The organism is Lactococcus protaetiae (assembly GCF_006965445.1).
Taxonomy (GTDB): domain Bacteria; phylum Bacillota; class Bacilli; order Lactobacillales; family Streptococcaceae; genus Lactococcus; species Lactococcus protaetiae.
The window spans coordinates 574,325-596,231 of sequence record NZ_CP041356.1; the positions used below are offsets into that span (position 1 = coordinate 574,325).

At 39.1% G+C, this 21,907-nt stretch carries 25 protein-coding genes and 1 pseudogene; 18 read left to right on the plus strand and 8 right to left on the minus strand.

What is annotated here, in order from left to right:
* Positions 1–128: 128 nt before the first annotated feature.
* Positions 129–617, minus strand: coding sequence for a GNAT family N-acetyltransferase (locus tag FLP15_RS02905; RefSeq protein ID WP_142767410.1), 489 nt, complete (start codon positions 615–617; stop codon positions 129–131).
* A 660-nt stretch (positions 618–1,277) separates the two neighbouring features.
* Here FLP15_RS02905 and FLP15_RS02910 point away from each other — a divergent pair.
* Genes FLP15_RS02910 through prmA form a run of 7 tightly spaced genes read left to right on the plus strand, consistent with a single transcriptional unit; the run spans position 1,278 to position 5,973 of the window.
* Positions 1,278–1,745, plus strand: a complete 468-nt coding sequence (locus tag FLP15_RS02910; RefSeq protein ID WP_142765922.1) for a DUF3013 family protein — start codon at positions 1,278–1,280, stop codon at positions 1,743–1,745.
* Positions 1,742–2,164, plus strand: a complete 423-nt coding sequence (locus FLP15_RS02915; protein ID WP_223804708.1) for a VOC family protein — start codon at positions 1,742–1,744, stop codon at positions 2,162–2,164. The genes FLP15_RS02910 and FLP15_RS02915 overlap by 4 nt, the downstream gene beginning before the upstream one ends.
* Before the next feature lie 3 nt (positions 2,165–2,167).
* The gene (locus FLP15_RS02920) at positions 2,168–2,647 is read left to right on the plus strand and encodes a GNAT family N-acetyltransferase (protein WP_142765923.1); all 480 of its coding nucleotides are present in this window, start codon (positions 2,168–2,170) and stop codon (positions 2,645–2,647) included.
* A gap of 1 nt (position 2,648) precedes the next feature.
* Positions 2,649–4,208 carry an ABC-F family ATP-binding cassette domain-containing protein gene (locus tag FLP15_RS02925; protein WP_142765924.1) on the plus strand — a complete coding sequence of 520 codons (1,560 nt, stop codon included), beginning with the start codon at positions 2,649–2,651 and terminating at the stop codon, positions 4,206–4,208.
* Complete coding sequence (locus FLP15_RS02930) at positions 4,205–4,666, plus strand: hypothetical protein (RefSeq protein ID WP_142765925.1); 462 nt, start codon at positions 4,205–4,207, stop codon at positions 4,664–4,666. The genes FLP15_RS02925 and FLP15_RS02930 overlap by 4 nt, the downstream gene beginning before the upstream one ends.
* Positions 4,667–4,696: 30 nt before the next feature.
* The gene (locus FLP15_RS02935; RefSeq protein WP_142765926.1) at positions 4,697–4,999 is read left to right on the plus strand and encodes a hypothetical protein; all 303 of its coding nucleotides are present in this window, start codon (positions 4,697–4,699) and stop codon (positions 4,997–4,999) included.
* Positions 5,000–5,019: 20 nt separating this feature from the next.
* Positions 5,020–5,973, plus strand: coding sequence for a 50S ribosomal protein L11 methyltransferase (gene prmA / locus FLP15_RS02940; RefSeq protein WP_142765927.1), 954 nt, complete (start codon positions 5,020–5,022; stop codon positions 5,971–5,973).
* A 12-nt stretch (positions 5,974–5,985) separates the two neighbouring features.
* On the opposite strand, the gene FLP15_RS02945 is transcribed toward prmA, so the two are convergent.
* Together FLP15_RS02945 and FLP15_RS02950 are read right to left on the minus strand one after the other, a co-directional pair.
* Complete coding sequence (locus FLP15_RS02945; RefSeq protein WP_142765928.1) at positions 5,986–6,795, minus strand: ABC transporter permease; 810 nt, start codon at positions 6,793–6,795, stop codon at positions 5,986–5,988.
* 502 nt (positions 6,796–7,297) lie between these two features.
* The gene (locus FLP15_RS02950) at positions 7,298–8,227 is read right to left on the minus strand and encodes an ATP-binding cassette domain-containing protein (protein ID WP_142765929.1); all 930 of its coding nucleotides are present in this window, start codon (positions 8,225–8,227) and stop codon (positions 7,298–7,300) included.
* Between the two features lie 193 nt (positions 8,228–8,420).
* Between FLP15_RS02950 and FLP15_RS02955 the strand changes: the two genes are divergently transcribed.
* From FLP15_RS02955 to FLP15_RS02965, 3 genes are all read left to right on the plus strand, one after another.
* Positions 8,421–8,939: a MarR family winged helix-turn-helix transcriptional regulator gene (locus tag FLP15_RS02955; RefSeq protein ID WP_142765930.1), complete on the plus strand. Its 519-nt coding sequence runs from the start codon at positions 8,421–8,423 to the stop codon at positions 8,937–8,939.
* Positions 8,939–9,691: a 16S rRNA (uracil(1498)-N(3))-methyltransferase gene (locus tag FLP15_RS02960; RefSeq protein WP_142765931.1), complete on the plus strand. Its 753-nt coding sequence runs from the start codon at positions 8,939–8,941 to the stop codon at positions 9,689–9,691. Before FLP15_RS02955 ends, FLP15_RS02960 begins: the two co-directional genes overlap by 1 nt.
* A 1,022-nt stretch (positions 9,692–10,713) precedes the next feature.
* Entirely contained in the window at positions 10,714–12,936 is a 2,223-nt protein-coding gene (locus tag FLP15_RS02965; RefSeq protein WP_142765932.1) for a RelA/SpoT family protein, read from the plus strand.
* 173 nt (positions 12,937–13,109) lie between these two features.
* Here the strand turns inward: FLP15_RS02965 and FLP15_RS02970 are convergent.
* The 5 genes and pseudogenes from FLP15_RS02970 to FLP15_RS12675 all read right to left on the minus strand — a co-directional run bounded on the left by FLP15_RS02970 (position 13,110) and on the right by FLP15_RS12675 (position 17,183).
* A pseudogene (locus FLP15_RS02970) lies at positions 13,110–14,035 on the minus strand (glycosyltransferase family 2 protein).
* Between the two features lie 183 nt (positions 14,036–14,218).
* Positions 14,219–15,679 (minus strand): recombinase family protein, encoded by a 1,461-nt coding sequence (locus FLP15_RS02975; RefSeq protein WP_142765933.1) that lies wholly within the window; start codon positions 15,677–15,679, stop codon positions 14,219–14,221.
* 120 nt (positions 15,680–15,799) lie between these two features.
* Positions 15,800–16,258, minus strand: a complete 459-nt coding sequence (locus FLP15_RS02980; protein WP_142765934.1) for a hypothetical protein — start codon at positions 16,256–16,258, stop codon at positions 15,800–15,802.
* A 62-nt stretch (positions 16,259–16,320) separates the two neighbouring features.
* Positions 16,321–16,650 carry a LexA family protein gene (locus tag FLP15_RS12670; RefSeq protein WP_190288334.1) on the minus strand — a complete coding sequence of 110 codons (330 nt, stop codon included), beginning with the start codon at positions 16,648–16,650 and terminating at the stop codon, positions 16,321–16,323.
* A 200-nt stretch (positions 16,651–16,850) separates the two neighbouring features.
* Positions 16,851–17,183, minus strand: a complete 333-nt coding sequence (locus tag FLP15_RS12675; protein WP_190288335.1) for a helix-turn-helix domain-containing protein — start codon at positions 17,181–17,183, stop codon at positions 16,851–16,853.
* A 166-nt stretch (positions 17,184–17,349) separates the two neighbouring features.
* On the opposite strand from FLP15_RS12675, the gene FLP15_RS02990 reads away from it, so the two are divergent.
* The 8 genes from FLP15_RS02990 (at position 17,350) to FLP15_RS03020 (ending at position 21,895) form a co-directional block, all read left to right on the plus strand.
* Positions 17,350–17,574 carry a DUF739 family protein gene (locus tag FLP15_RS02990; RefSeq protein ID WP_142765935.1) on the plus strand — a complete coding sequence of 75 codons (225 nt, stop codon included), beginning with the start codon at positions 17,350–17,352 and terminating at the stop codon, positions 17,572–17,574.
* A gap of 107 nt (positions 17,575–17,681) precedes the next feature.
* Positions 17,682–17,828, plus strand: coding sequence for a hypothetical protein (locus tag FLP15_RS12680; protein ID WP_190288336.1), 147 nt, complete (start codon positions 17,682–17,684; stop codon positions 17,826–17,828).
* Complete coding sequence (locus tag FLP15_RS02995; RefSeq protein ID WP_142765936.1) at positions 17,828–18,073, plus strand: hypothetical protein; 246 nt, start codon at positions 17,828–17,830, stop codon at positions 18,071–18,073. The genes FLP15_RS12680 and FLP15_RS02995 overlap by 1 nt, the downstream gene beginning before the upstream one ends.
* A gap of 35 nt (positions 18,074–18,108) precedes the next feature.
* Positions 18,109–18,318 (plus strand): hypothetical protein, encoded by a 210-nt coding sequence (locus tag FLP15_RS03000; RefSeq protein WP_142765937.1) that lies wholly within the window; start codon positions 18,109–18,111, stop codon positions 18,316–18,318.
* Positions 18,308–19,591: an AAA family ATPase gene (locus FLP15_RS03005; protein ID WP_142765938.1), complete on the plus strand. Its 1,284-nt coding sequence runs from the start codon at positions 18,308–18,310 to the stop codon at positions 19,589–19,591. Before FLP15_RS03000 ends, FLP15_RS03005 begins: the two co-directional genes overlap by 11 nt.
* Positions 19,592–19,706: 115 nt before the next feature.
* Positions 19,707–20,252 carry an HNH endonuclease gene (locus FLP15_RS03010; protein WP_142765939.1) on the plus strand — a complete coding sequence of 182 codons (546 nt, stop codon included), beginning with the start codon at positions 19,707–19,709 and terminating at the stop codon, positions 20,250–20,252.
* Between the two features lie 9 nt (positions 20,253–20,261).
* Positions 20,262–21,305: an ATP-binding protein gene (locus FLP15_RS03015; protein ID WP_142765940.1), complete on the plus strand. Its 1,044-nt coding sequence runs from the start codon at positions 20,262–20,264 to the stop codon at positions 21,303–21,305.
* 17 nt (positions 21,306–21,322) lie between these two features.
* A complete protein-coding gene (locus FLP15_RS03020; protein ID WP_142765941.1) occupies positions 21,323–21,895 on the plus strand; it encodes a hypothetical protein in 573 nt (190 codons plus the stop codon).
* Positions 21,896–21,907 lie beyond the last annotated feature (12 nt).

Here is a 21,907-nt window from a genome sequence, read left to right on the forward strand (position 1 = left end):
TTTAAAGTGAGAGTTGTAACTAGCTTGTCATGCATCGTTTTCATGTCATGAAGTTAATCTGTTGTTGTTTTATAACGGATTAACTATAAAGGCTAATTTACTGAGGTTTACAAAGCTGTAAATGATGTTTACAGTAAAGTTTTGTCAAGATAATAAGCTAGAATACAATCGTCAATGTAAGTTTCGTCAATGAAGAACTCTTTGCGTAAACGACCTTCACAAACAAAACCAAGTTTTTCATAGAGTTTCAGAGCAGTAGGATTTGAGCCCATGACTTGTATTGTAATTTTTTTGTATCCTTCATGACGTGCATAATCAATAAAAAAAGTGATAAGAGCTGTAGCGACACCTTTGCCACGCGCTTTTTCGACAGTCATTATCCCAAAAGTGATGATATGTCGTCCAAACTCAGATTTGTGTCTAGGACCATAATCGAGAACACCTAGGATCTCACCGTTTTCCTCTGCAATGAAATAACCCATTCCTTTTGTGATTTTTTCAATAATCTTTTCAGCCGAGGAGTTCATGACGTGGGGAGTTGATGTGAGAGGCCAATTCTCATTTTCAAGTTGTGCAACAATTGCAAAGTCACGAGGTTCAATTTTCCTAATTTTCATCATTAATCTCCAGATTTCTTGATTCAAAGTGCACTGTCTAATATGCTCCTACTTCTAAAAATCATTAGAAGTGACCAGTTGCATCCTTTGTGTCCTATATCTCAAACAGTTTATCAAAGCAAGTGCGTGCTATCTCCGCCTTGCGGCTACGCTGTCGATGCTCGCTAAGGCGCTGAAGCGCCTAGTCGCAATCGCAATACCCCTTTACCTCTTAGGTAGGGGATAAAGCAGCACTATGCTTCGAGTTTCGTCCGACTGCCCATAGGGCGTTGGCGCTTTTAGCGCCTAGGTTTCTTGGACAAGGTGACCTCATATCTTTGATGTGAGGTTGTACCCTAAATTCAATGGTGAGTTGCCCTTTTATCAGTCGCTTTAGCGACTAGAGAAAATGGACAAATGTTCTACGAAACTCCCACTGAATAAATCTTGACTTCATTTACAGCTAATCTACTGATTGACTAAAGCCATTGAGAGATTAACTAGTGAACTGTTGTAAAGATAAGTACATTGGAACTATCCATGCTTTTCACGACAGTTTTTTGTTATAATTATTTTAACATAAAATAAGAGGTGAGAGCTAGGTGGTGGAGCTATATCGTTTATGAACGAGGTTTCATTCAGAAAGATAAAACTTTCACTCTAAGCTTTGGAGGTAAAAACATGGCTAAATTTGGCTTTTTAGATATTTTACAGGAAGAACTTGAAAAGAATTTTAATTATGATTTTGAGATAAATTGGGATAAGCGGAATTTCGCTGTTGAGGTCAGTTTTTTACTCGAAGCAGAAAATCCGTCAAGACTTACAGTGACTGATGCAGATGGTGTTTCATCTGATGATAATATTGTGGTTGAGGACGTTGTGATTTTTTACAACCCTGTCAAATCCAAATTTGATGCGGAGGATTATCTGACAGCGTTCCCTTACCCACCGAAAGGTTTGTCAGCGGAATTCTTGAGCTATTTTGCCCAATTTTTACAAGAAACGGCGGATGCTGGTTTGGATGATTTGATGGATTTTTTGACAGATGATGAAGCAGAAGAATTTGCTGTAAAATGGGATGCTGACAGCTTTCAAGTAGGTTTGTCAGCACTGACAGAAACTGAATTTTTCAAGTATCCGAGGTATTGAAAATAGTCAGTAAAAATCAAAATGTCGCACCGTCACCTTATATTCTTTTTCCAGGTAATGCGCGCGAAGCATTAACTTTTTATAGTGAAATTTTTGGCTGTCAGCTTTTCTTACACACATTTTCTGCATTTGAACGGACAGATGGACCAGCAAATACCATTGCTCACGGAGGTTTGGTTGATGGTCCCGTCAAACTATACGGAGCAGATGCAGCCGTAGGTCAAGCTTCCGTAAAAATGGAAGGAATGATGCTAACCTTGCTTGGCGTAGCAGAACCTAGTGTATTACATCAGTGGTTTAATCAGCTCTCGGTTTCTGGCACAATTATTGAGCCATTACAACGCCGTGCTTGGGGTGCTACAGATGGACAAGTCATTGACCGATTTGGCTTGTGTTGGCTAGTGGGCTATGAGGATTGAAGGTTGGAGATTTATGAGCTAACAGATGCTGACGTAAAATCTATCATTACTGACAAGATTTTACGACAACTTCCAGAGTGGTTTGGGATTCCGTCAGCACTGACAGACTATGTCAAAGGAGTATCAGATAAGATTTTCTACGCAGCTTTTGATGGAGAGAACTGTCTAGGTTTTCTTGCAGGTGAAATTCATTATGGACGGACCGGTGAAATCTTTGTTTGCGGAGTGTTACCAGAATTTCATACCAGAGGGATTGGTACGGCACTTTATCTTCGTTTTGAGCGAAAGCTTTTATCGCAAAATTGTGAGAGAGTTGTAGTTAAAACGTTAAGTAGTCAGCGTAAAAATGAATATTATTATAGGACACGCCAGTTTTATAAAGCTCAAAAGTTTGATGAATGGCTAGATTTACCAGAGCTTTGGGGACAGGCAAATCCTTGTTTGCTTATGGGCAAAATGTTAAAAAAAATAGAAGAGAAATAAAATGAGTATTTTAGATGTTAAAAACCTAACCCACGGTTTTGGTGACCGTGCGATTTTTGAAGGTGTGAGTTTTCGGCTGCTCAAGGGCGAGCATATTGGCTTTGTCGGGGCAAATGGTGAGGGTAAATCAACTTTTATGAGCATTATCACAGGCAGCTTGACGCCTGATGAGGGTAAGGTTATCTGGTCAAAAAAGCATCGTGTTGGCTACATGGATCAACACGCAGCGCTTGGTAAAGGTAAAACCACTCGGGCAGCACTTTCCGAGGCTTTTCAGTATCTTTTTGATGTCGAAGCAGAAATCAACGATACCTACATGAAAATGGCTGAAATGTCCGAAGATGAGATGAATGCAGCTCTTGAAAATGTCGGCGAGCTCCAAGAAGAACTAGATACAGGCGATTTTTATCTGATTGACTCAAAAGTTGAAGAAACTGCGCGAGGACTGGGCTTGACGAACTTGCTAGACAAGGACGTTGCAGATTTGTCAGGAGGGCAACGGACAAAAATTTTGCTTGGTAAACTTTTGCTTGAAAAGCCTGATATTTTGCTCTTGGACGAACCAACCAACTATCTGGATGAGGAGCATATTTTTTGGCTGAAAAATTATCTGAAAAATTATGAAAATGCCTTTATTTTGATTTCGCATGATGTGTCCTTTATGGACGAGGTCGTCAATGTCATTTATCACGTACACGGCTTGGGGATTACGCGCTATTCTATGTCTTATCACGAGTTTGAGCGAGTTTTTGAGGAAAAGAAAAAGCAGCTCGAAAATCTGCATGATGCACAAGTTGCGGAAAGTAAGAAGCTAAAAGATTTTATTGCCCGTAAAAAAGCCAACGTAGCGACCTCTGGACAAGCGAAAGCGCGCGAAAAAATGCTGGCGAAGATGGAAATTGTTGATACGATTCACGAGAAGCCAAAACCTCATTTTGATTTTAAATTTAGTCGTAAGCCAAGCCGTCTAGTTTTTGAGGCAAAAGACTTGGTCATCGGTTATTCTGCTGAAAATCCACTATCTGCGCCGATTAATCTCAAAGTCGAATCAGGACAAAAAATCGCTTTTGTCGGCTCAAACGGGATTGGGAAATCGACCTTGCTCAAGTCGCTGATGGGCCTGATTCCCGCGCTTGACGGCGAAATCGAAAAAGGAAATTTCCAAGACATCGCCTACTATGAGCAGGAAATCAAGGCACCATCACAAAAAACAGTGCTGGACGACCTCTGGGACGAGTATCCAAGTTGGAATCAGGCGGAACTTAGAGGTAGTTTGGCACGCGTGGGGCTGACAACCAAGCAAATCGAGACCCGTGTTTATGTGTTGTCAGGCGGTGAGCAAGCAAAACTTCGCTTTGCCAAGTTGATGAATAGTGAATCAAACATTTTGATTTTGGACGAACCGACCAACCACCTTGATGTTGATGCCAAAGAGGAGTTAAAACGCGCCTTGATAGACTATCCCGGTACGATTTTGATGGTCAGCCATGAACCTGAATTTTATGAGGGACTTGTGTCTGATGTGGTCAACTGCGAGGAATGGACGACGAGGATTTTGTGAGAAAAATGATAAACAATGCTATCTGGGAGAAAATAAAAGAAAAATTTAAAAATAATACGGAGTCAATTCAAGAGATACAGGAGTATTTAAAAGATAGTTTTGATATTGAAATGAAATGTTATCGAACAGATGCTAAACCTTATGGTCGTTGGAAATTTAAGCTTGATAAGGAAGTTGAAAATTTATCAAATATTGTTTATATCAAATGCTATATTGACAATGAAAAGAAATCTAAACCGTTTATTTGTGGAATGACAAAAACTGGTGTTTATGGAACAACGGATTTTAATTTTAGCGATGAACCAACAACAGATAGCTACAATGGTAGATTTTTTTTGAAAGAAGAAAAACTGACACATGATAGAACGGGCATTTATTTGTTTGGAACGGATAGTCCTAAAACTGCTAGAGTGCTTGAATCACATCTGCAAAAGAGATACAACTTGTTCGGAAGCTAGATTTTAAGCTAAGTAAAGAAAGTTTTGAAAATGACAGAACAGCACTTACCTTGGGAAAACCCCAATCAAGACTATAAACGAACCTTGATGAAACGTCGAAACGAGAGACGTTATCGGGTGCTGCAGCTAGCAAAAACCTTGCGCGTGAGTTTGACACGGCTAAAGCTGCTTGACATTGATGAATACAATGTGGAAATTCTCACATGGATTGAGCAAATGGAAGATGGCTCTGCTGCTGATTTTGACGATGAGGAATTTACGAAAGCGAAGCGATTTACGAAGCGAATTGTCAAATTGCTTGAAAAAATTGAAAATAAGAGTAATCAAGGCTGATAAGGATGGAGAAGTAAGAAATGAACAACTGGAACAGTATTACGGTAAAAATCACACGCAGTGCAGAAGAAGCCGTTTCCGCCATTCTCATTGAGGCGGGCGCTGCGGGCGTGGAAATCAATGATAGTGCGGATTATCTGACGCACGAGGAGCAATTTGGCGAAATTTTGCCCGAAATCGAGCAGTCAGATTTGGTGGAGGTCACAGCTTATTATCCTGAAAATCTGCCGATTGTTGAACTGACAGCGGATATTGAGCATAAAATCAACGGTTTAAGCGAATTTTTTGATTTGACAGGGTTGTCAGTACTGACGAATAATCTGTCAGAAACCAACTGGGCGGACGCGTGGAAGAAATATTTTGAGCCAGCGCGCGTGACGCATGATTTGACGATTGTGCCGAGTTGGACGGAGGATTATCAGGCGAAAGTGTCAGAAAAACTCATCAAACTTGACCCTGGCATGGCTTTTGGCACGGGGACGCACCCGACGACTAAGATGAGTCTTTATGCGCTGGAGCAGATTTTGCGTGGCGGCGAGACCGTTCTTGATGTCGGGACAGGCTCAGGCGTGCTGTCTGTCGCGAGTGTGCTCTTAGGGGCTTCCGAAGTCCACGCTTACGATATTGACGAAGTTGCAGTGCGTGTGGCATTGGAGAATATTCAGCTCAATCCTAACCATGAGAAAATCCATGTTTCGGCGAATAATTTGCTGGAAAATGTCACGCAGGAAGCAGACGTTATCGTGGCAAATATCCTCGCCGATATTCTTGTGCTGATGACCGCGGATGCTTACCGACTGGTCAAGCCAGAGGGTTATCTCGTTATGAGCGGTATCATTGCTGACAAGGCAGATATGGTCATTGCATCTGCTGAAAATGCAGGATTTTTCCTCGAAACGCGTACGATACAGGGGGAGTGGAATTGCGTGATTTTTAAGAAAACGGAGAACCGTGAGGGTGTGATTGGGGGATAAAAAAGCCTAGGTTTAGGCTTTTTTATTGTAAACAAGAATTGTAAGTGGAGCCATGACGACAACGATAGCTAGACTGATGAGGATTACCATAAAAGCATCATGACTAAAGGTTCCATGATTGACCATTTCTTTAAAAGCATTAATTAAAAATGTAATTGGATTGGCATTAGCAAAGTGTTGCAGCCATTTGGGTAAACTACTAATTGGTACGAAGGCAGAAGATAAGAAAGTTAGTCCCATTGTTAGTGGCATGGAAACCCCTGAGATTGTCGCTGCAGACTTAATCAAAAGTCCAACCATAGCAAAAATCCAGCTGAGTGCCCAAGTTGCAAAGATTACAAGGAGGATGCCAGCAAATAACCAACCATATCCAGCTGTGGGGCGCCATCCGAGTGCAAGCCCAGTCATTACTGATACAATTGCAGCAATGGCATATCGCAGTATGTCAGCTATTAAAAGTCCTGCAAATGGAGAGATTCTAGCAATTGGTAGTGACCGAAAGCGGTCGAATACACCTGTTTCCATGTCCTCGCGAAGTTGTACTCCAGTACCAGATGAAGCGTTAATCAGAGTTTGGATAAGAATTCCAGGGACAATCGTGACAAGGTAAGCTTTGAAGTTGCCTGCAATAGCGCCACCGAAAATGTAGGTAAAAAGTACCATAAAGAAAATCGGCATACCGACAACGTCGAAGAGTTGTTCGGGATTGTGTTGAGTCTTAGCAAAAGCGCGCCCTGCCATAATCCAACTGTCATGAATAATGGACGAGATATAACTTTTGTGTTTTTGAGTGGTAGGTGTGAGTTTTGTGCTTGCTTGCATTTTAATTCTTCCTTCTATGTCGTATTAATCTTTATCGTTAATTTTTAAACGAATTTTTCTATTTGCTACCTGTGGTATTAGTTGATTTTTGTTACATTCACTCCATTTTGCTCCATTTTCTGGCTAATCTTTTTCAACAAACACGGTCTTTGCACTATCTCCTCAACTGTGTTGCTCCGTTGTCCACACCACAGGTATCCATTCGCTCTAAGCAACTGAAGTTGCAAGGCGAAATGGTTCTCGCTAAGCTGCTGAAGCAGCAAGTCGAGTGGCAATCCGTTGAAAAAATTAGCCCCATTCTGCAAAATTCCGCTTAAACTTGACTGATCGAAGTGAAACAGGGATTGAAACACTGTTTCAAGGTGTCGGATAGAGAAAGCGTAGCTTTCGTCAAAGGCTGAACGTATGGTATTTTAGACCATGCTCTGTCCAGAAAATCGTCCGAAAAGTGGAATGGAGCAGAATTAATTTACAATTTAACTAGCACCACAGGTATACTCTCTTAGTTTCCTGTTACTTCTAAAAATACTTCATCAAGCGTTGGTTTTCTTACAGAAAAGGATGCCAAGCGTATGTGTGCTTCCTCAAATGTTGTGAGTAAGTCCGTCATAGCTGATGTGTTTTTCATTGGGAGTGAGAGCGTGTTTTGTTCGGGGAGCATATTTGCTTCAAGACCAAACTTACTGGTGATTAAACTTTGTGCGTCAGGAATATCTTTGCTATCTTCTAAAGATAGCTCAAAGAGTGTTGGAGCGAGTGTTTCTTTGAGTTCATTTGGTGTACCCTCAGCGATGAGTTTACCATGATCAATGATAGCAATCTTGTCAGCGAGCTGGTCTGCTTCCTCCAAATATTGAGTCGTTAACAGCAGAGTAGAACCATTTGCAACAAGTTCACGAATCGTCGTCCACATTTCACCACGGGTGCGAGGGTCAAGTCCTGTCGTTGGTTCATCAAGAAAGACAAGTTTTGGGCGTGCAATCAAACTGACAGCAAGATCAAGTCGTCGTTTCATGCCACCAGAGAATGTTTTGAGTTGTTTATGAGCGGCAGAACTCAGAGAAAATTGCTCAAGAAGCTCTATACCACGAGCCTTAGCGGCCTTTTTATTTAAACCGTTGAGACGACCGAAAATTGTTAGATTTTCAAGGGCAGTTAAATTTTCATCAACTGTAGCATCTTGCCCTGTCAACCCGATAATTTGACGGACAGATGCACTATTTGTTGCAACATTGTGTCCGAAAATACTTGCAGAACCGCTAGAAATAGAGGTCAGTGTGGAAAGCATACGCAGGAGAGTTGATTTCCCTGCACCATTGGGACCAAGAATGGCGAATATTTCGCCTTCGTTAACTGTGAGTGAGATTCCTTTCACAGCTGTCTTGCCTTTGAAGTCTTTGCGGATGTTTTGAGTTTGGATGGCTATGGTCATTATTCAAAATAAGAGTTCGTTTGTTCTACTGATAAAATTCAGGAAATATCAAGTGGAGGAGAGCGAGCTCAATTCCTTTCTTAAATTAGTAAGGATACCTTACGAAAAATATTATAAGGTATCCTGATTAAAATGTCAAGAAAAAAGTTCGGTACCCTGATAATATTTTGGAAAAATATGGTAAAATAAAGTTATGAATAGAGTAGAAGAAAGAAATTTAACAAAAAATTTTATGGAGTACACCCAGCTTATGTACTGGGTTGTCCGTAAAAAAATGAGTTTCCGTAAACAAGTCGGTACGCGACTTAACCGAATGGTCGGTCAAGGGCAGATTTTAGGAATTTTAGAAGAGGAATCACCGATTTCTCAAAGAGATCTTGTCGCTAGACTTGATATGAAACCTCAGTCAGCAAGTGAGATTATCAGAAAACTTGAGAAAAAAGGACTGATTAGTCGATGGCAGTCTCCAGAAGACAAGCGAGTTTACATTGTGTCGCTGACTCCTGCGGGTGAAAAAGAAATTGAACAGTTTGATGAGTTCATTGATGTTAGTCCTATTTTACTTGAGGGATTAGATGATGATGAAAAGTTGGAACTGATGCGATTGATTCAGAAGATGAGAACTTCGCTTGATGCTCAGGTTGAGAAAGAAGGGGGTAAGCTGCGTGGACAATACCAGCGGTTTGCTCGGAATCCAAAAGAGGCAGAATAATGGCAAATCAATACTTTGTATTTCGTGAACTACCTGAACTTAACACGACATTCACGATTGAAAATAAAGCGGCGGCGCACCATATTTTTACCGTCATGCGCGCGCAGGCAGGAGAAAAGCTGCAGCTGGTCTTTGACGGTGGTAAAGTTGCTTTAGCGGAGGTTGTCAGTCCTGATGAGCATGCGGTCAAACTGACAGAAATCCTGTCAGCACTGACAGAGCTACCAGTAGAGGTTACTGTGGCAGTCGGTTTTCCAAAAGCGGACAAGTTAGATTTTATTACGGAAAAGGCGACAGAGCTCGGCGCAGGAGCGATATGGGCGGCTCCTTTCAAATGGTCGGTTGTCAAATATGATCACAAAAAATTGACGAAAAAGCAAGACAAGCTAGAAAAAATAACACTCGGAGCGGCTGAACAATCAAGGCGACAAATCTTGCCAGACATCAAACTTTTTGACCAGCTGTCAGTACTGACAGAAAAGTTTTCTGAATTTGATAGCGTGCTGATTGCTTACGAAGAATCCGCTAAAGCTGGCGAAAAAACAGTCTTTCATCAGGCACTGACGGAGATGTCAAAAGGTCAAAAATTGCTCATTATTTTTGGACCAGAAGGCGGCATTGCCCCAGAAGAAATCGAAAAATTTGAGCAACTTGGCGCTCGCAAAATCGGTCTAGGTCCACGAATCATGCGCGCTGAGACAGCACCGCTTTATGCGCTGTCAGTGATTTCTGCTTATTTTGAGTTACTATAACTGGATCCATTGTAAAAACTAACAACGAATTGCCGTTACAGTTTAACTTCAAGGTGTTAAATTTGTTTTTAAAAGTTCCTTTCAGAAGTTAAAATTTACGTAAACTACTTTTTGTGATAGTACAAACAAGGCGGTATAGTTGAACTAGTATAACTTAGTAAGTGCGTGCTATCTTCGCCCTCTGGGCTACGTTGTCGATGCTCACTAAGCCACTAGGTAAAACAACTAGTGGCTTAGTGGAATTGGCAGCGGAGCAAAGCGGAGATAGCGCGAATGGATAACGAAGCGAAGCGGAAGTGTGACCTCATATCGAAGATGTTAAGCAGACTGTTGCAGCTTTAGCTGCGTACAGGTCGCTTAGTTGTTACACCTAGAGGTTGTGCCCCACCAATGAAGTAATCACTTCAAAAGTTGAGAAATTAAGGCTTTTTCTTGTATAAGACTTGTAAATCTTTAGATTAAGCTTCAAATATGATAAAATGGTTTAAACAAAAATCAAGGAGGAAAGCTAGTCATCCCGAATCACGATGAAGCAAAGACTTATTCAGCAGGAGTTTCGTAAAACATTTGTCCATTTTCTCTAGTCGCTAAAGCGGCTGATAAAAGGGCAACTCCTACTGAATTTAGGGTAAACCTCTAGGTGTAACAACTAAGCGACCTGTACGCAGCTAAAGCTGCAACAGTCTGCTTAACATCTTCGATACGAGGTCACCCTGTCCCAGAAGCCTAAGTGCTATCTCCGCTTCGCTCCGCTGTCCACTCTCGCTAAGTGGCTAAAGCCACAAGTCGAGTCGCAAAGTACTAACGCCCTAGGGCAGTCGGGCGAAATTCAAAGCTTAAAGTTGCTTCATCTCCTACCTAAAGAGTGGGAGTGTTGCGATTGCGACTAGGCGCTTTGCCTTTTGCTCTTACTGCTTTAGCAGCTAAGCAAACGGACAGCGTAGCCGCAAGGCGGAGATAGCATGCTCTTGTTTTGATAAAAAATAAGAAATCTAAGTGAAAAATAACTAGTATTTAAAATTATGCCTTCAGAACCAGTCTTAACCGGTGCAGAAGTTGTTAATATCTGTGCTGAATATATGAATGAAAAAGACCTTTTGCTGGTGCAGAAGGCATTACAGTGCGCATCTATTGCTCACGCGGACCAATATCGTGCTTCTGGTGAGGCTTATTTTGTCCACCCTACACAAGTTGCAGGTATTTTAGCGAAATTAAAACTTGATGCAGTAACGGTGTCTTGCGGTTTTTTGCATGACGTTGTAGAGGACACTAACTTTACTCAGGCTGACTTGCAAGAACTTTTTGGAGACGAAATTGCAGAAATTGTAGATGGTGTTACAAAACTTGGTAAAGTAGAGTACAAATCACACGAAGAACAATTAGCGGAGAACCATCGTAAGATGCTGATGGCGATGAGCAAAGACATTCGTGTCATTCTTGTCAAGCTTGCCGACCGTCTGCACAATATGCGAACGCTTAAACATTTACGTCCAGATAAACAAAAACGCATTTCTCGTGAAACGATGGAAATTTATGCTCCGCTGGCTCATCGTTTAGGGATTGCCAGTATCAAGTGGGAATTAGAAGATCTAGCTTTTCGTTATCTAGAAGAAGCGGAATTTTACCGTATCCGTGGTCTAATGAACGAAAAACGTGCGGCACGCGAAGAATTAGTATCAGAAGTCATTAGAAAGCTCCACGAACGTGTTGAAAAAGCAGGCGTTGACGCTGAGATTTATGGTCGTCCAAAGCATATTTATAGCATTTATCGTAAAATGCACGATAAGAAAAAACGCTTTGACGAGATTTATGATTTGATTGCAATCCGTTGTATCACTGAAACAACAAGCGATGTTTACACGACTTTAGGCTATATTCATGACCTCTGGAAACCCATGCCAGGACGTTTTAAAGACTACATTGCCAATCCGAAAGCAAATGGTTATCAGTCTGTCCATACTACGGTTTACGGTCCAAAAGGTCCAATGGAATTTCAAATTCGGACGCGCGAAATGCACCAAATCGCAGAATTTGGGGTTGCAGCGCATTGGGCATACAAACAGGGGCGTAAAGCAAAAGTTGATGTTCATGAAATTTCTGAAACTTTAAATTGGATTCATGAACTTGTTGAGCTGCGGGAAGAAGCAGGCGATTCTGCTGAAGATTTTGTAAAAGCAGTGCAGGAAGATATTTTATCTGATAAAATTTATGTTTTCACGCCAAATGGTGAAGTTCAAGAACTTCCCCGTGGTTCTGGTCCGATTGATTTTGCTTATGCTATCCATACAAAAGTTGGTGATCATGCCACGGGTGCAAAAGTGAATGGTCGAATGAAGCCCTTATCCGTGCAGCTCAAAACAGGGGACAGAGTTGAGATTATCACGAGTCCAAGCTCTTTTGGTCCAAGCCGTGACTGGATTAATCTTGTTAAAACAAATAAAGCGCGGAATAAAATCAAACAATTTTTCAAAAATCAAGATAAGGAACTTTCCGTCAATAAAGGACGTGAAATGTTACAAGATGCACTATTAGAAAGTGGTTTTGTTCCTAATCAGTATCTAGATAAAAAACATTTTGATGAATTATTCAACAAGATGAGTTATCGTAATGCAGATGCACTCTATGCAGCAATTGGTTTTGGGGAACTTTCACCAATCACGGTTGCCAATCGTTTGACTGAGTCAGAACGGCGCCAAGCTGAACGAGCGAAACAAAAAGCAGAAGCTGAAGAGTTGATGAAAGGCGAAGTCAAGCGCGAAACGAACAAAAATGTCATGAAAGTTCGTCATGATGGGGGTGTGAGTGTTTCTGGTATTGACAGCTTACTTGTACGCATTGCCAAATGTTGTAATCCTGTTCCAGGTGATGACATTGTTGGTTATATCACGAAGGGACGAGGCGTTTCGGTCCATCGATCTGATTGTCAAAATGTGCGGAACATGGAAGATTTTGAGCAACGTCTTGTTGAAGTTGAGTGGGATGAATCCGAAAATCTTACGAAAGAATATGTTGCAAATATTGATGTTTATGGTTTTAACCGCCCAGGTCTTTTGAATGATGTGATGCAAGTGTTGTCAAATTCAACAAAAAATCTAATTTCAATCAATGCTCAACCAACTAAAGATAAAAAAATGGCAAATATTCACATTGCTTTAGGCATTAAAAATCTGTCTGACCTTACGACAGTTGTAGATAAAATCAAGATGACACCAGATGTTTATTCTGTTAAACGTACAAACGCATAAATGAAGTCAAGACTTATTCAGCGAAGATAGCGTAGATCGTTCGCAAAACGGTGTGCGAAGCACGTAGCACCGTAGCGAGCATCAACAGCGCCATGCACTTGCTTTGATAAAAGAGTTTAGGGAAGTCCTAAACTCTTTTATTTTGCTTATTCCAAAAGCAGTATATTCGTAAATTAGTATAGATTTGTTTCTTTAATGATATAGTTGGGACGTTTTTTAGTTTCGAGGAAAATTTTAGCAATATATTTTCCTATGATTCCCAAAGAAAGAAGTTGTAATCCACCTAAAAGTAGGATGAGTACAATCAAGGTGGGAAATCCTTGCACAGGGTCGCCGAAAATTAAAGTTTTTATAATGTAAAAAATACCTAAAACAAGGGAGATGAAGAAACTAAGAACTCCTACAAATGTAGCGATATTTAAAGGTGCTTCTGAGAAGTTCATTAGACCATCAATGGAATAACTGAGTAATTCTCGAAAAGTCCAAGAGGTTTTACCGGCACTTCTTTCATGATTGGGATATTCAAGATAGACTACATTGTAGCCTACCCAAGCAAAAAGACCCTTGGAAAAACGATTATTTTCTTCCAATGTTAAAATACTGTCTACAACCTGACGTGTCATTAAGCGGAAGTCACGAACACCATCAACAATGGGGGTACTTGAAATTTTGTTGAATGTTTTATAAAACAAGCGAGATAAAGATGAGATAATGAAAGGCTCACCTTGGCGAGAAATTCTGCGTGTGCCTACAACATCGTATCCTTCAAGGATTTTATCATACATTTGAGTCAGGAGTTCAGGAGGGTCCTGAAGGTCAACATCCATGATAGTAACAAAAGATTCATGTGTAGCTTGCAATCCTGCTAGGAGAGCAGCTTCTTTTCCAAAGTTTCTGGAAAAACTGATATAGTTGATATTTTCTTCTTGAAGCGCTAATTTCTTAATAATAGAGAGAGTATTGTCTTTAGACCCATCATTTACGAAGTAAAAAGTTTTCTTGAGCTGAAGAGGGTCGTTTTTTTATTGACTGCTTCAATGAAAAGTTCAATGGTTTCTTCTTCATTGTATACTGGGACAATAATTGCTAGTTCTTCCATGAGCTTCTCCTTTAGAAGTTAAGTCTAATACATATTTCTTTACAAAGCATTATAGAGTTTTGATATAAAATAAGGTACTCTTATTAATACGATATTACCTAAAGACAGTCCGTCTGTCAAGAATTCTTTGCACTATGGTAAAATGAAAATATGAATATAGTGCTTACTAAATTCCATAAAAAATTAAAAACGACCCTTGATACTGATAGACTTATCAGTGACTATGATTTTATCAATGAGTAGGCCAGCTTTTTCCTTTTGGGTGATTGGGTCAAGCTGGCTAAATGGCTTATCTAAACTTAAAATTGTTTGTTTAAATTTTTCTATATTAGGACTATAAATCCTAGCTTTTAATATCTCTATATTTTTAGTGAGAGTGGAGCTTTGGGATTCTAAAGTTCTTTTTTTTGTATCATAAACATCTTTTGAAAGGTCTCCATCAAGATAGAGGTCAACCAAGCGACCTAATCTTGAATTATTTTTTTCAAATTCTTTTTCTAAGTTTTCGAGTTCTTCTTTGTCACTTTTTTCTGAATGATTATCTCTCAATTCCTTAATATCATCAGGATTAATTTGGATATTCTCAACCCAATCAAATATTGCTTGTTCAATAGGTTCACGTTTCAAGTTTTTTTGAATGCAGACAATGTCTGCAAATTTTTCTTCTGCATGACGTCTCCTAAAGGTCTCAGATTGCGTGTTTAAACATTTATAGTAAATGCGTTGACTTCCGTCCTTATTTCTTGTGCTAGCTGTCATGATGAAACGTGCGCCACAGTGTCCACAGTATAGCAAGCCAGAAGGGAGATATTTAGACTGAAAAGGCCTGGGGTTATTATTCTTTTTATAAGCTTCAGCTTGTCTAATTTCCAATTCCTTTTGTACCTTCTCGTAAGTTTCAAGGGTTATGAGAGGTTCATGATTACCTTTAAACCATTCTTTACTGTATCGTGTAAAGCCAGCATAGGTCTTATTCTTCAATACTTGCTTTACAGTTGGTAGAGACCACTTTTTATTTTTTCCAATATGACCAGCATCATTTAGTTCGCGAACAATGCTATTTGTTGACATACCTGCTAAATAATCGTCAAAAATTCGTTTAAGAATTGGGGATTGGATATCATCTACTTGCAGCTCACTATTCTCTAAATGATATCCAAATGGAGGGACAATCCAAGCGGATGTTTTACCAGATTCTATCCGTTTTCTTTTTCCAGCCATTAGTCGGCGCCGAATTGTAGCTTTTTCATATTGGGCGATACTTGCCTTGATACTATACTGAAGTATACCTGAATCGGAGTCAAGGTCATATTCTTCAGAAAGCGAACGCAGCTTTATATTATATTTTTTGAAAAGGTCATCAAGTAGAATAAGAGAATCTTTCAAATCACGACTTAATCGGTCTTGGTCATAAATTAACACGGTATCAAAATAACCCTTTTGGCCATCTTTTATGAGTTCATCCATCGCTGGGCGATCTAAATTACCCCCAGATTTACCTGCATCTGTATACACGTTATGAATCAGCCAACCTTGGGAGATGGAGTATGTGACCATCTTATCTGTTTGGTCTTCTAGGGAGTATCCTTTTTCAACTTGATTTTGTGTTGATACTCTAACATAGATTGCTACTCTGTTTGTCATTGATTTTTACTCACTTTCTTGTTAAAATGAGTGTAAGAAAAAGCATCAAATTTGATGGGTTTCTTACACTTAGAATTAAAAGCCGCCGCGGTCGCCAAACTTTTGGCGGCTTTTTTGTGTTTAATTTTTAATTTCCCATTTATGACCGCAATCGTTACACATCATTTTGAATGCTTTCGTACTACTTCCTACTTTCAAAATACCAAAGTTCCCTTTTTGTATTCCTCCAAGAGAGGTTACATTATGACTAAGGCATTTGGAGCAGATTGTTCCTTTTTTAGCTAATTTAATATCTTGTTTTTTTTGATTTTTTTCTTCTTTTTTTACATCTTTTTTCATTGTAGCTTCTTCCAAAAGTTCTTCAATTTTGGTATGAGCCTCTCCAGATTTCAGTTGTTCAATATTAATAGAGTTCAAAACTTTAGATAACATAAATGGGTTGGTTGCAAATTTTTCTAGGTTATATCCTAATAATTTTGCACAATTCGCACACACGATTTCTGTATTGCTATTTATGGTGTAGTGCGCTGTAAGCATACCTATTCGTTTACCACAAACATCACATTCTTTATTAATCATAAATAATATTCCTACTACCTAGCTTTTAACGAGAATCTAGGCTTGCTCGTAGTTTAATTTTATCAGTAGTCTTGTTCAACTTTAACCAATCTTCCCTCAACCTCTGCTGGATTGTATTCATCAGCATATTGGACAGGATAGTCAGGATTTAATGGCTCAAGTCTTAAACGAAGAGGATATCCATTTTCATCATACTCATAAAACACACATTTAAGAGTCGCCTCGTTATCATCAGTGAATCGTATCGCGCCAATACCTCCATCGCTAATATGCGGGTCTTGAAGGATTAAAGCGAAAGAACCGTCGTGTATCTCTGTTTCCATGCTTTCACCTTTAACTCTAAGCCAAAAGATATCATCACGTCCAGCATATTTTCCGTAAACAGGGCGCATACCTTCAAAATTTTGCTCAGAAAGAATGGGAGTTCCTGCGGCGATTTCTCCAATAACTGGTGCGTATCCCTCTTTATCTGGATCATAAGGAATGACATTAGTTATTTTGTCATAATCGATTTTATTTGAAAAGAAAGATCGAATTTTCTCCCCTCGTTTTTTAGCTTTTTCTTGTTCGGATAATTGAAGATTAGCAGTGTCTAGGACGATTTGTTGACGTGGGGCTCGAGTTTAGAACTTACTTTAGTTATTTTTTCTACTATGGGAGTAGGTGGTTTTGGGCGTTCGCTTTCCAGCATAGGAACATCAAACCCCATTAACCATGCTTCACTTACCCCAAAAGTTTGAGCCAGTAAATAAATTCTATTTTGGTCCGGTGATTGAATACCATTTACATATTGGGATAACGTGCTTTTGCTCAATTTAATACCATATTTTTTTTGGTAAGGATTAGAAAGATTAAGAATATCGACTTGTTTTAAACTTCTTTCGGACATCAGTTGCTTTAATCTATTACTTGTGTCGGTTTTCATAAAATTCCTCTTTTTATTTTGTATAAATAGATTATAACTTAACTTGAACAAAAGTTCAACAAAAAAATTCATCTTTCATGAACTTTTTTGTTGACAACGATAAATTTTAATGATAAACTGATAACCATAAAGTTCATGAATCGTGAACGAAAGGAAAGGAGACATTATGAGCTATGATTATTCAGCTTTACTTGGTAAAATTACTGAGAAATATGGGACGCAGTACAACTTTTCAATAGCTATGGGATTATCTGAAAGAAGTATCTCTCTTAAGCTTAATGATAAAGTTAATTGGAAAGATGATGAGATTATTAAAGCAATTTCAGTTCTAGGCATTGAGCCAAAAGATATTCCAAAATATTTTTTTACTACAAAAGTTCACGCTAAATAAACTTTTTGTGATAGAAAGGAAAAACAGAATGAAAGAACTCATCAAAATATTGAAAGAGACGCAAAAAGAAAGCAGTTAAAAATGACAAATTAAGTTAGGAGTTCAATATGGCTAAAGAAAAAGAAAAACTCACACTTGGTACATGGACGTTTCAAGATGGGACGGTCATGACCTATGAGGAATTTAAGGAATGGTGCAGAAATAATTACTTACCAAGTGAGGTAGGAAAAGCCTATGCGCGGGGGAATTGTTGATGAGAAAGCTCAAACTTTTAAATGAATCAGACCAGCTCTGGTTAGAACGTCGTGAAGATATTGAGGTTCAGCTTGAAGTAATGCAAACAATTATCAATGCAAACGACCGTGTTCGTTCTATGAAGCAGCCACGAGCACAACCGAGTGAATCGCTTGTTCAATATGCTAAAGAGCAGTCGCTTGGAGAGTGGTTTGATCAATCACCATTTTTAGCAGAAATGAAAAAAGCCCACGCGGCAACGTGAGCTAGAAACTAAAGGATAAGGACATTATACCATAAATGGAAAATTTTAAACTTAAAGGGTACTACTCAACTCACCACATTGGGTGTATGGTATCTGTTGAACCCAAAATAATACCTGTTATCAGTACTGATAGCTTTGCTACTTTAGATGAAGCCAAACAAGAATGGATGAAAGATCCATGGCTTGAAGGTGAAGGAAAATGTATTTTAGCAACAGAAATTATTGAGGTGAAAAATCATGATTAAAATTAATAAATTAGAAATCGAAAACGTAAAGCGGGTCAAGGCAGTAAAGCTTGAACCAACTCCTAACGGTCTAACTGTGATAGGTGGGCGCAACGGTCAAGGTAAAACATCTATCCTTGATTCCATTGCATGGGCATTGGGAGGGAATAAATACAAACCAAGCCAAGCACAGCGTGAGGGAAGTGTCTTACCACCTAATCTACACCTTGTATTGAGTAATGGATTAGAAATCAAGCGTGATGGAAAAAATAGTGATTTGAAAGTCATTGACCCAAGCGGAAATAAAGCCGGACAGAAATTACTTGATAGTTTCGTTGAAGAATTCGCAATTAACCTACCCAAATTTATGGATGCTTCAAATGCTGATAAAGCCAAAACGCTGCTCCAAATTATTGGTGTTGGAGATAAACTATTTGAGCTAGAGCAACAAGAAAAGAAACTCTATGACGAACGGACCTATGTTGGAAGGACAGCTGACCAAAAGAAAAAGTTTGCTTTGGAAATGATTTACTATCCTGAAGCGCCTAAGGAGCTTGTCAGTGCCTCAGAACTTATCCAGCAACAACAATCTATCTTAGCTAAAAAAGCTGAAAATGGGCGTATCAGAGCGCAAAAAGATAGTCTTAAACAACGACAAGCACATCTTGATTCTGAAATTGCTCGATTGATAGAAGAAAAAGCAAAGATTGACCAGCAGCTCGAAACTGCAGAAAAATCAGCTTTACAGTTACATGATGAGTCAACAGAAGAATTAGAACGTGACATCACTAATGCTGAAGAAATCAATCGCAAAGTCCGTGCCAATCTTGACAAAGACAAAGCCGAACAAGATGCTCAAGTTGAAAAAGAAAAATATGATAACTTGAGCGCTCAAATTGACCGTATTCGTTTAGATAAAAATCAGTTGTTAGAAGATGCAGATTTGCCTTTGCCTGGCCTGTCAGTAGCAGAAGGAGAACTCCTCTACAAAGGTCAACGCTGGGATAACATGTCCGGAGCTGAACAACTAAAAGTTTCAACAGCCATTGTTCGCAAACTCAATCCAGAGTGTGGTTTCATCTTGATTGATAAGTTAGAACAGATGGACTTAGACACTTTGAAAGAGTTTGGTCAATGGCTGGAACAAGAGCAATTACAAGCGATTGCCACAAGAGTTTCAACTGGTGACGAGTGTTCTATTATCATCTCAGATGGTTACGGTGAAGAAACTGAACAAACTGCTGTAATTGAAACACCACCAGTTCAGCCAGAACAAACAAAATATCAATTTTGAGGTGATGGATTATGGAAATGAAACAGATTCCAGATTATCCCAACTATGCTGTAACTAGAGATGGGAGAGTTTGGTCCTATAATGTAAACAGATTTATGAAGCTTCAAAAAAGTCAATGGGGACAAAAGTAGCACTTAATGTTGAAGGTATAAAAATTACTAAATATGTCCGAAGATTAGTTTATTGTGTTTTCAATAATTGTAAAGATGTAGATTGTATCACTCATAAAGATGGGGATAAATACAATAATAATTTGGATAATTTAGTTGCTAGAACGAGGCACCAGCATGCATGTTATACCAATAGCAATAGATATTTATCAAAATCTCTCAAGAATAAAAAAGTGGTAAAAATTGATATCAGTACTAGAAAAATCGAGCAAGTAAATCTGTCTATTTATACCGGCGCGAAGTACAAAGAAGAGTATAAAAAGATTTTAAATGCTATCAGTCCAATATATAAAGGTGGAAGTATAACAAGAGATGGTGCATTGTACTTTGTGGAAGGTGAAAAGTATCAGTTAATTAACAAAATACAATCATGTATAAAAACGGATGAAATCTTATTAAGAAACATTGACATCTACAATGTATTTAAAAAGAGTATAAGAAAGAAGATAAAGGTTAATAAAAATTATCTTCAAATCTTAGAAGAAACATAAGGAGAAAGAATGGCATTTAACATTACAAGCGGTCCGACAGCCACCGCTCAAAAAGTTGTCTTGTATGGCGTTGAAGGAATTGGTAAGTCAACCTTTGCTTCACAGTTCCCAGATGCAGTTTTTATTGATATTGAGGGTTCAACCTCAAATATGGATGTTAAGCGAATGCCCTCGCCACGAAGTTGGCAAATGATTATGGATGAGGTAGAAGATGTTAAACAACGTCAAATCTGCCAAACCTTAATCATTGATAGTGGGGACTGGGCTGAAAGAAAATGTAAAGAACATTTAGCTGTACTTGGAAAATGGACTGATAGTAATAATGATTATGGCGCTAAGTATGTAGCCCTTGAAAAAGAATTTGGTCAACTTGTAAATAAGTTGAGTGATGTAGTTGAAGCTGGAATTAATGTTGTAGTAATAGCTCATGCAAAACTTAAGAAAAAAGAAGAACCTGACCAAATGGGTGCTTATGACCGCTATCAGCTAAAAATGGAAGATAAGACTGGAGCGATGTTAAAGGAATGGGCAGATATAGTTCTGTTTGCCAATTATGAAACAACAATCGTTACTGACAGTAAAACCAATTCAAAAAAAGCGACCGGCGGTCAACGTGTCATGTTTGCAGCACATCATCCGGGTTGGGATGCAAAAAATAGACATAATTTGCCTGACAAGCTACCACTTGAATTTGGAGCAATTGCTCATATTTTCCAAAAGCAAGTCGCTCCACCGGTTCAGACAATACCGCAGCCCCCAGTTGAGCAACCTCAACAAGAACAAGCAACTGCAACAGCCACGGTTGAAACACCTCAAGAAAATCAATTTTCCCGAGAACCGTTTTCGATTGATTCAGGTATCAACTCAGCGCTTGCTCAATTGATGACCGCAAACGAAGTCACAGAGGATGAAATCAAAGCTCTTGTTGCTGAGAAAGGATATATGCCTTTTGAAACACCAGTGAGAGATTATCCTCTTGATTTAGTACAAGGTGGACTGGTCGCTCAATGGGACAAAATTTTTACTGATATTAAAGCTAAACGAGCTTATTAGAAAAAGGAGATTTAAAAATGAATGATAACGAAATCTTAGGATGGGATGACGAAGTAGAAGAAGGTTCCCCTTTTGTCCTTCTCCCAGAGGGAGACTATCCTTTTATAATTACTGGTCTTGATCGTGGAATCTATGAAAAACCTGCCAATCGTGAAAGCAAAGTACCAGCAAATTGTCCGATGGCAACAGTGACATTAGAATTCACGGCACCAACGGGTGAAAAAACAACACTGACAGAGAAATTCTATCTTTACAAAAAAATGCAGTGGAAAATTAATCAATTCTTCACATCTATTGGCGCTCAAAAAAATGCGGAAGGAAAAGTAAGAATGAATTGGAATGGCGTTTTAGGCGCTCATGGTACAGCAAGTTTAATTATTAATAAATATATGAAAGATAACAAAGAGAAAGAGAACAATAAAATTGATACATTTCTTGAACCAACTCAACAAACTTCTGCGTCAGGTTATCAAGCTCCACAACAAAATTATCAACAACCACCAGTGCAAAATCAAGCCCCTCAACAAAATGTAACTCCATTTCCACAACAAACTTCTGCACCTCAAAACGGTGCTGGCTATAATTTCTAAGGGGAATAGAAA

What these genes read in the sequence shown, in the direction of transcription:
- FLP15_RS03010 (WP_142765939.1), top strand. Translation starts at nt 19,707, where the DNA reads ATGGGGACAAAAGTAGCACTTAATGTTGAAGGTATAAAAATTACTAAA.
- FLP15_RS02950 (WP_142765929.1), bottom strand. Translation starts at nt 8,227, where the DNA reads ATGACCATAGCCATCCAAACTCAAAACATCCGCAAAGACTTCAAAGGC.
- FLP15_RS02975 (WP_142765933.1), bottom strand. Translation starts at nt 15,679, where the DNA reads ATGACAAACAGAGTAGCAATCTATGTTAGAGTATCAACACAAAATCAA.
- FLP15_RS02980 (WP_142765934.1), bottom strand. Translation starts at nt 16,258, where the DNA reads ATGATTAATAAAGAATGTGATGTTTGTGGTAAACGAATAGGTATGCTT.
- FLP15_RS12670 (WP_190288334.1), bottom strand. Translation starts at nt 16,650, where the DNA reads ATGCGCCCTGTTTACGGAAAATATGCTGGACGTGATGATATCTTTTGG.
- FLP15_RS02995 (WP_142765936.1), top strand. Translation starts at nt 17,828, where the DNA reads ATGAGAAAGCTCAAACTTTTAAATGAATCAGACCAGCTCTGGTTAGAA.
- FLP15_RS02990 (WP_142765935.1), top strand. Translation starts at nt 17,350, where the DNA reads ATGAGCTATGATTATTCAGCTTTACTTGGTAAAATTACTGAGAAATAT.
- FLP15_RS02965 (WP_142765932.1), top strand. Translation starts at nt 10,714, where the DNA reads ATGCCTTCAGAACCAGTCTTAACCGGTGCAGAAGTTGTTAATATCTGT.
- FLP15_RS02935 (WP_142765926.1), top strand. Translation starts at nt 4,697, where the DNA reads ATGACAGAACAGCACTTACCTTGGGAAAACCCCAATCAAGACTATAAA.
- FLP15_RS02925 (WP_142765924.1), top strand. Translation starts at nt 2,649, where the DNA reads ATGAGTATTTTAGATGTTAAAAACCTAACCCACGGTTTTGGTGACCGT.
- FLP15_RS02945 (WP_142765928.1), bottom strand. Translation starts at nt 6,795, where the DNA reads ATGCAAGCAAGCACAAAACTCACACCTACCACTCAAAAACACAAAAGT.
- FLP15_RS02960 (WP_142765931.1), top strand. Translation starts at nt 8,939, where the DNA reads ATGGCAAATCAATACTTTGTATTTCGTGAACTACCTGAACTTAACACG.
- FLP15_RS02955 (WP_142765930.1), top strand. Translation starts at nt 8,421, where the DNA reads ATGAATAGAGTAGAAGAAAGAAATTTAACAAAAAATTTTATGGAGTAC.
- FLP15_RS03020 (WP_142765941.1), top strand. Translation starts at nt 21,323, where the DNA reads ATGAATGATAACGAAATCTTAGGATGGGATGACGAAGTAGAAGAAGGT.
- FLP15_RS02910 (WP_142765922.1), top strand. Translation starts at nt 1,278, where the DNA reads ATGGCTAAATTTGGCTTTTTAGATATTTTACAGGAAGAACTTGAAAAG.
- FLP15_RS03000 (WP_142765937.1), top strand. Translation starts at nt 18,109, where the DNA reads ATGGAAAATTTTAAACTTAAAGGGTACTACTCAACTCACCACATTGGG.
- prmA (WP_142765927.1), top strand. Translation starts at nt 5,020, where the DNA reads ATGAACAACTGGAACAGTATTACGGTAAAAATCACACGCAGTGCAGAA.
- FLP15_RS12675 (WP_190288335.1), bottom strand. Translation starts at nt 17,183, where the DNA reads ATGAAAACCGACACAAGTAATAGATTAAAGCAACTGATGTCCGAAAGA.
- FLP15_RS02905 (WP_142767410.1), bottom strand. Translation starts at nt 617, where the DNA reads ATGAAAATTAGGAAAATTGAACCTCGTGACTTTGCAATTGTTGCACAA.
- FLP15_RS12680 (WP_190288336.1), top strand. Translation starts at nt 17,682, where the DNA reads ATGGCTAAAGAAAAAGAAAAACTCACACTTGGTACATGGACGTTTCAA.
- FLP15_RS03015 (WP_142765940.1), top strand. Translation starts at nt 20,262, where the DNA reads ATGGCATTTAACATTACAAGCGGTCCGACAGCCACCGCTCAAAAAGTT.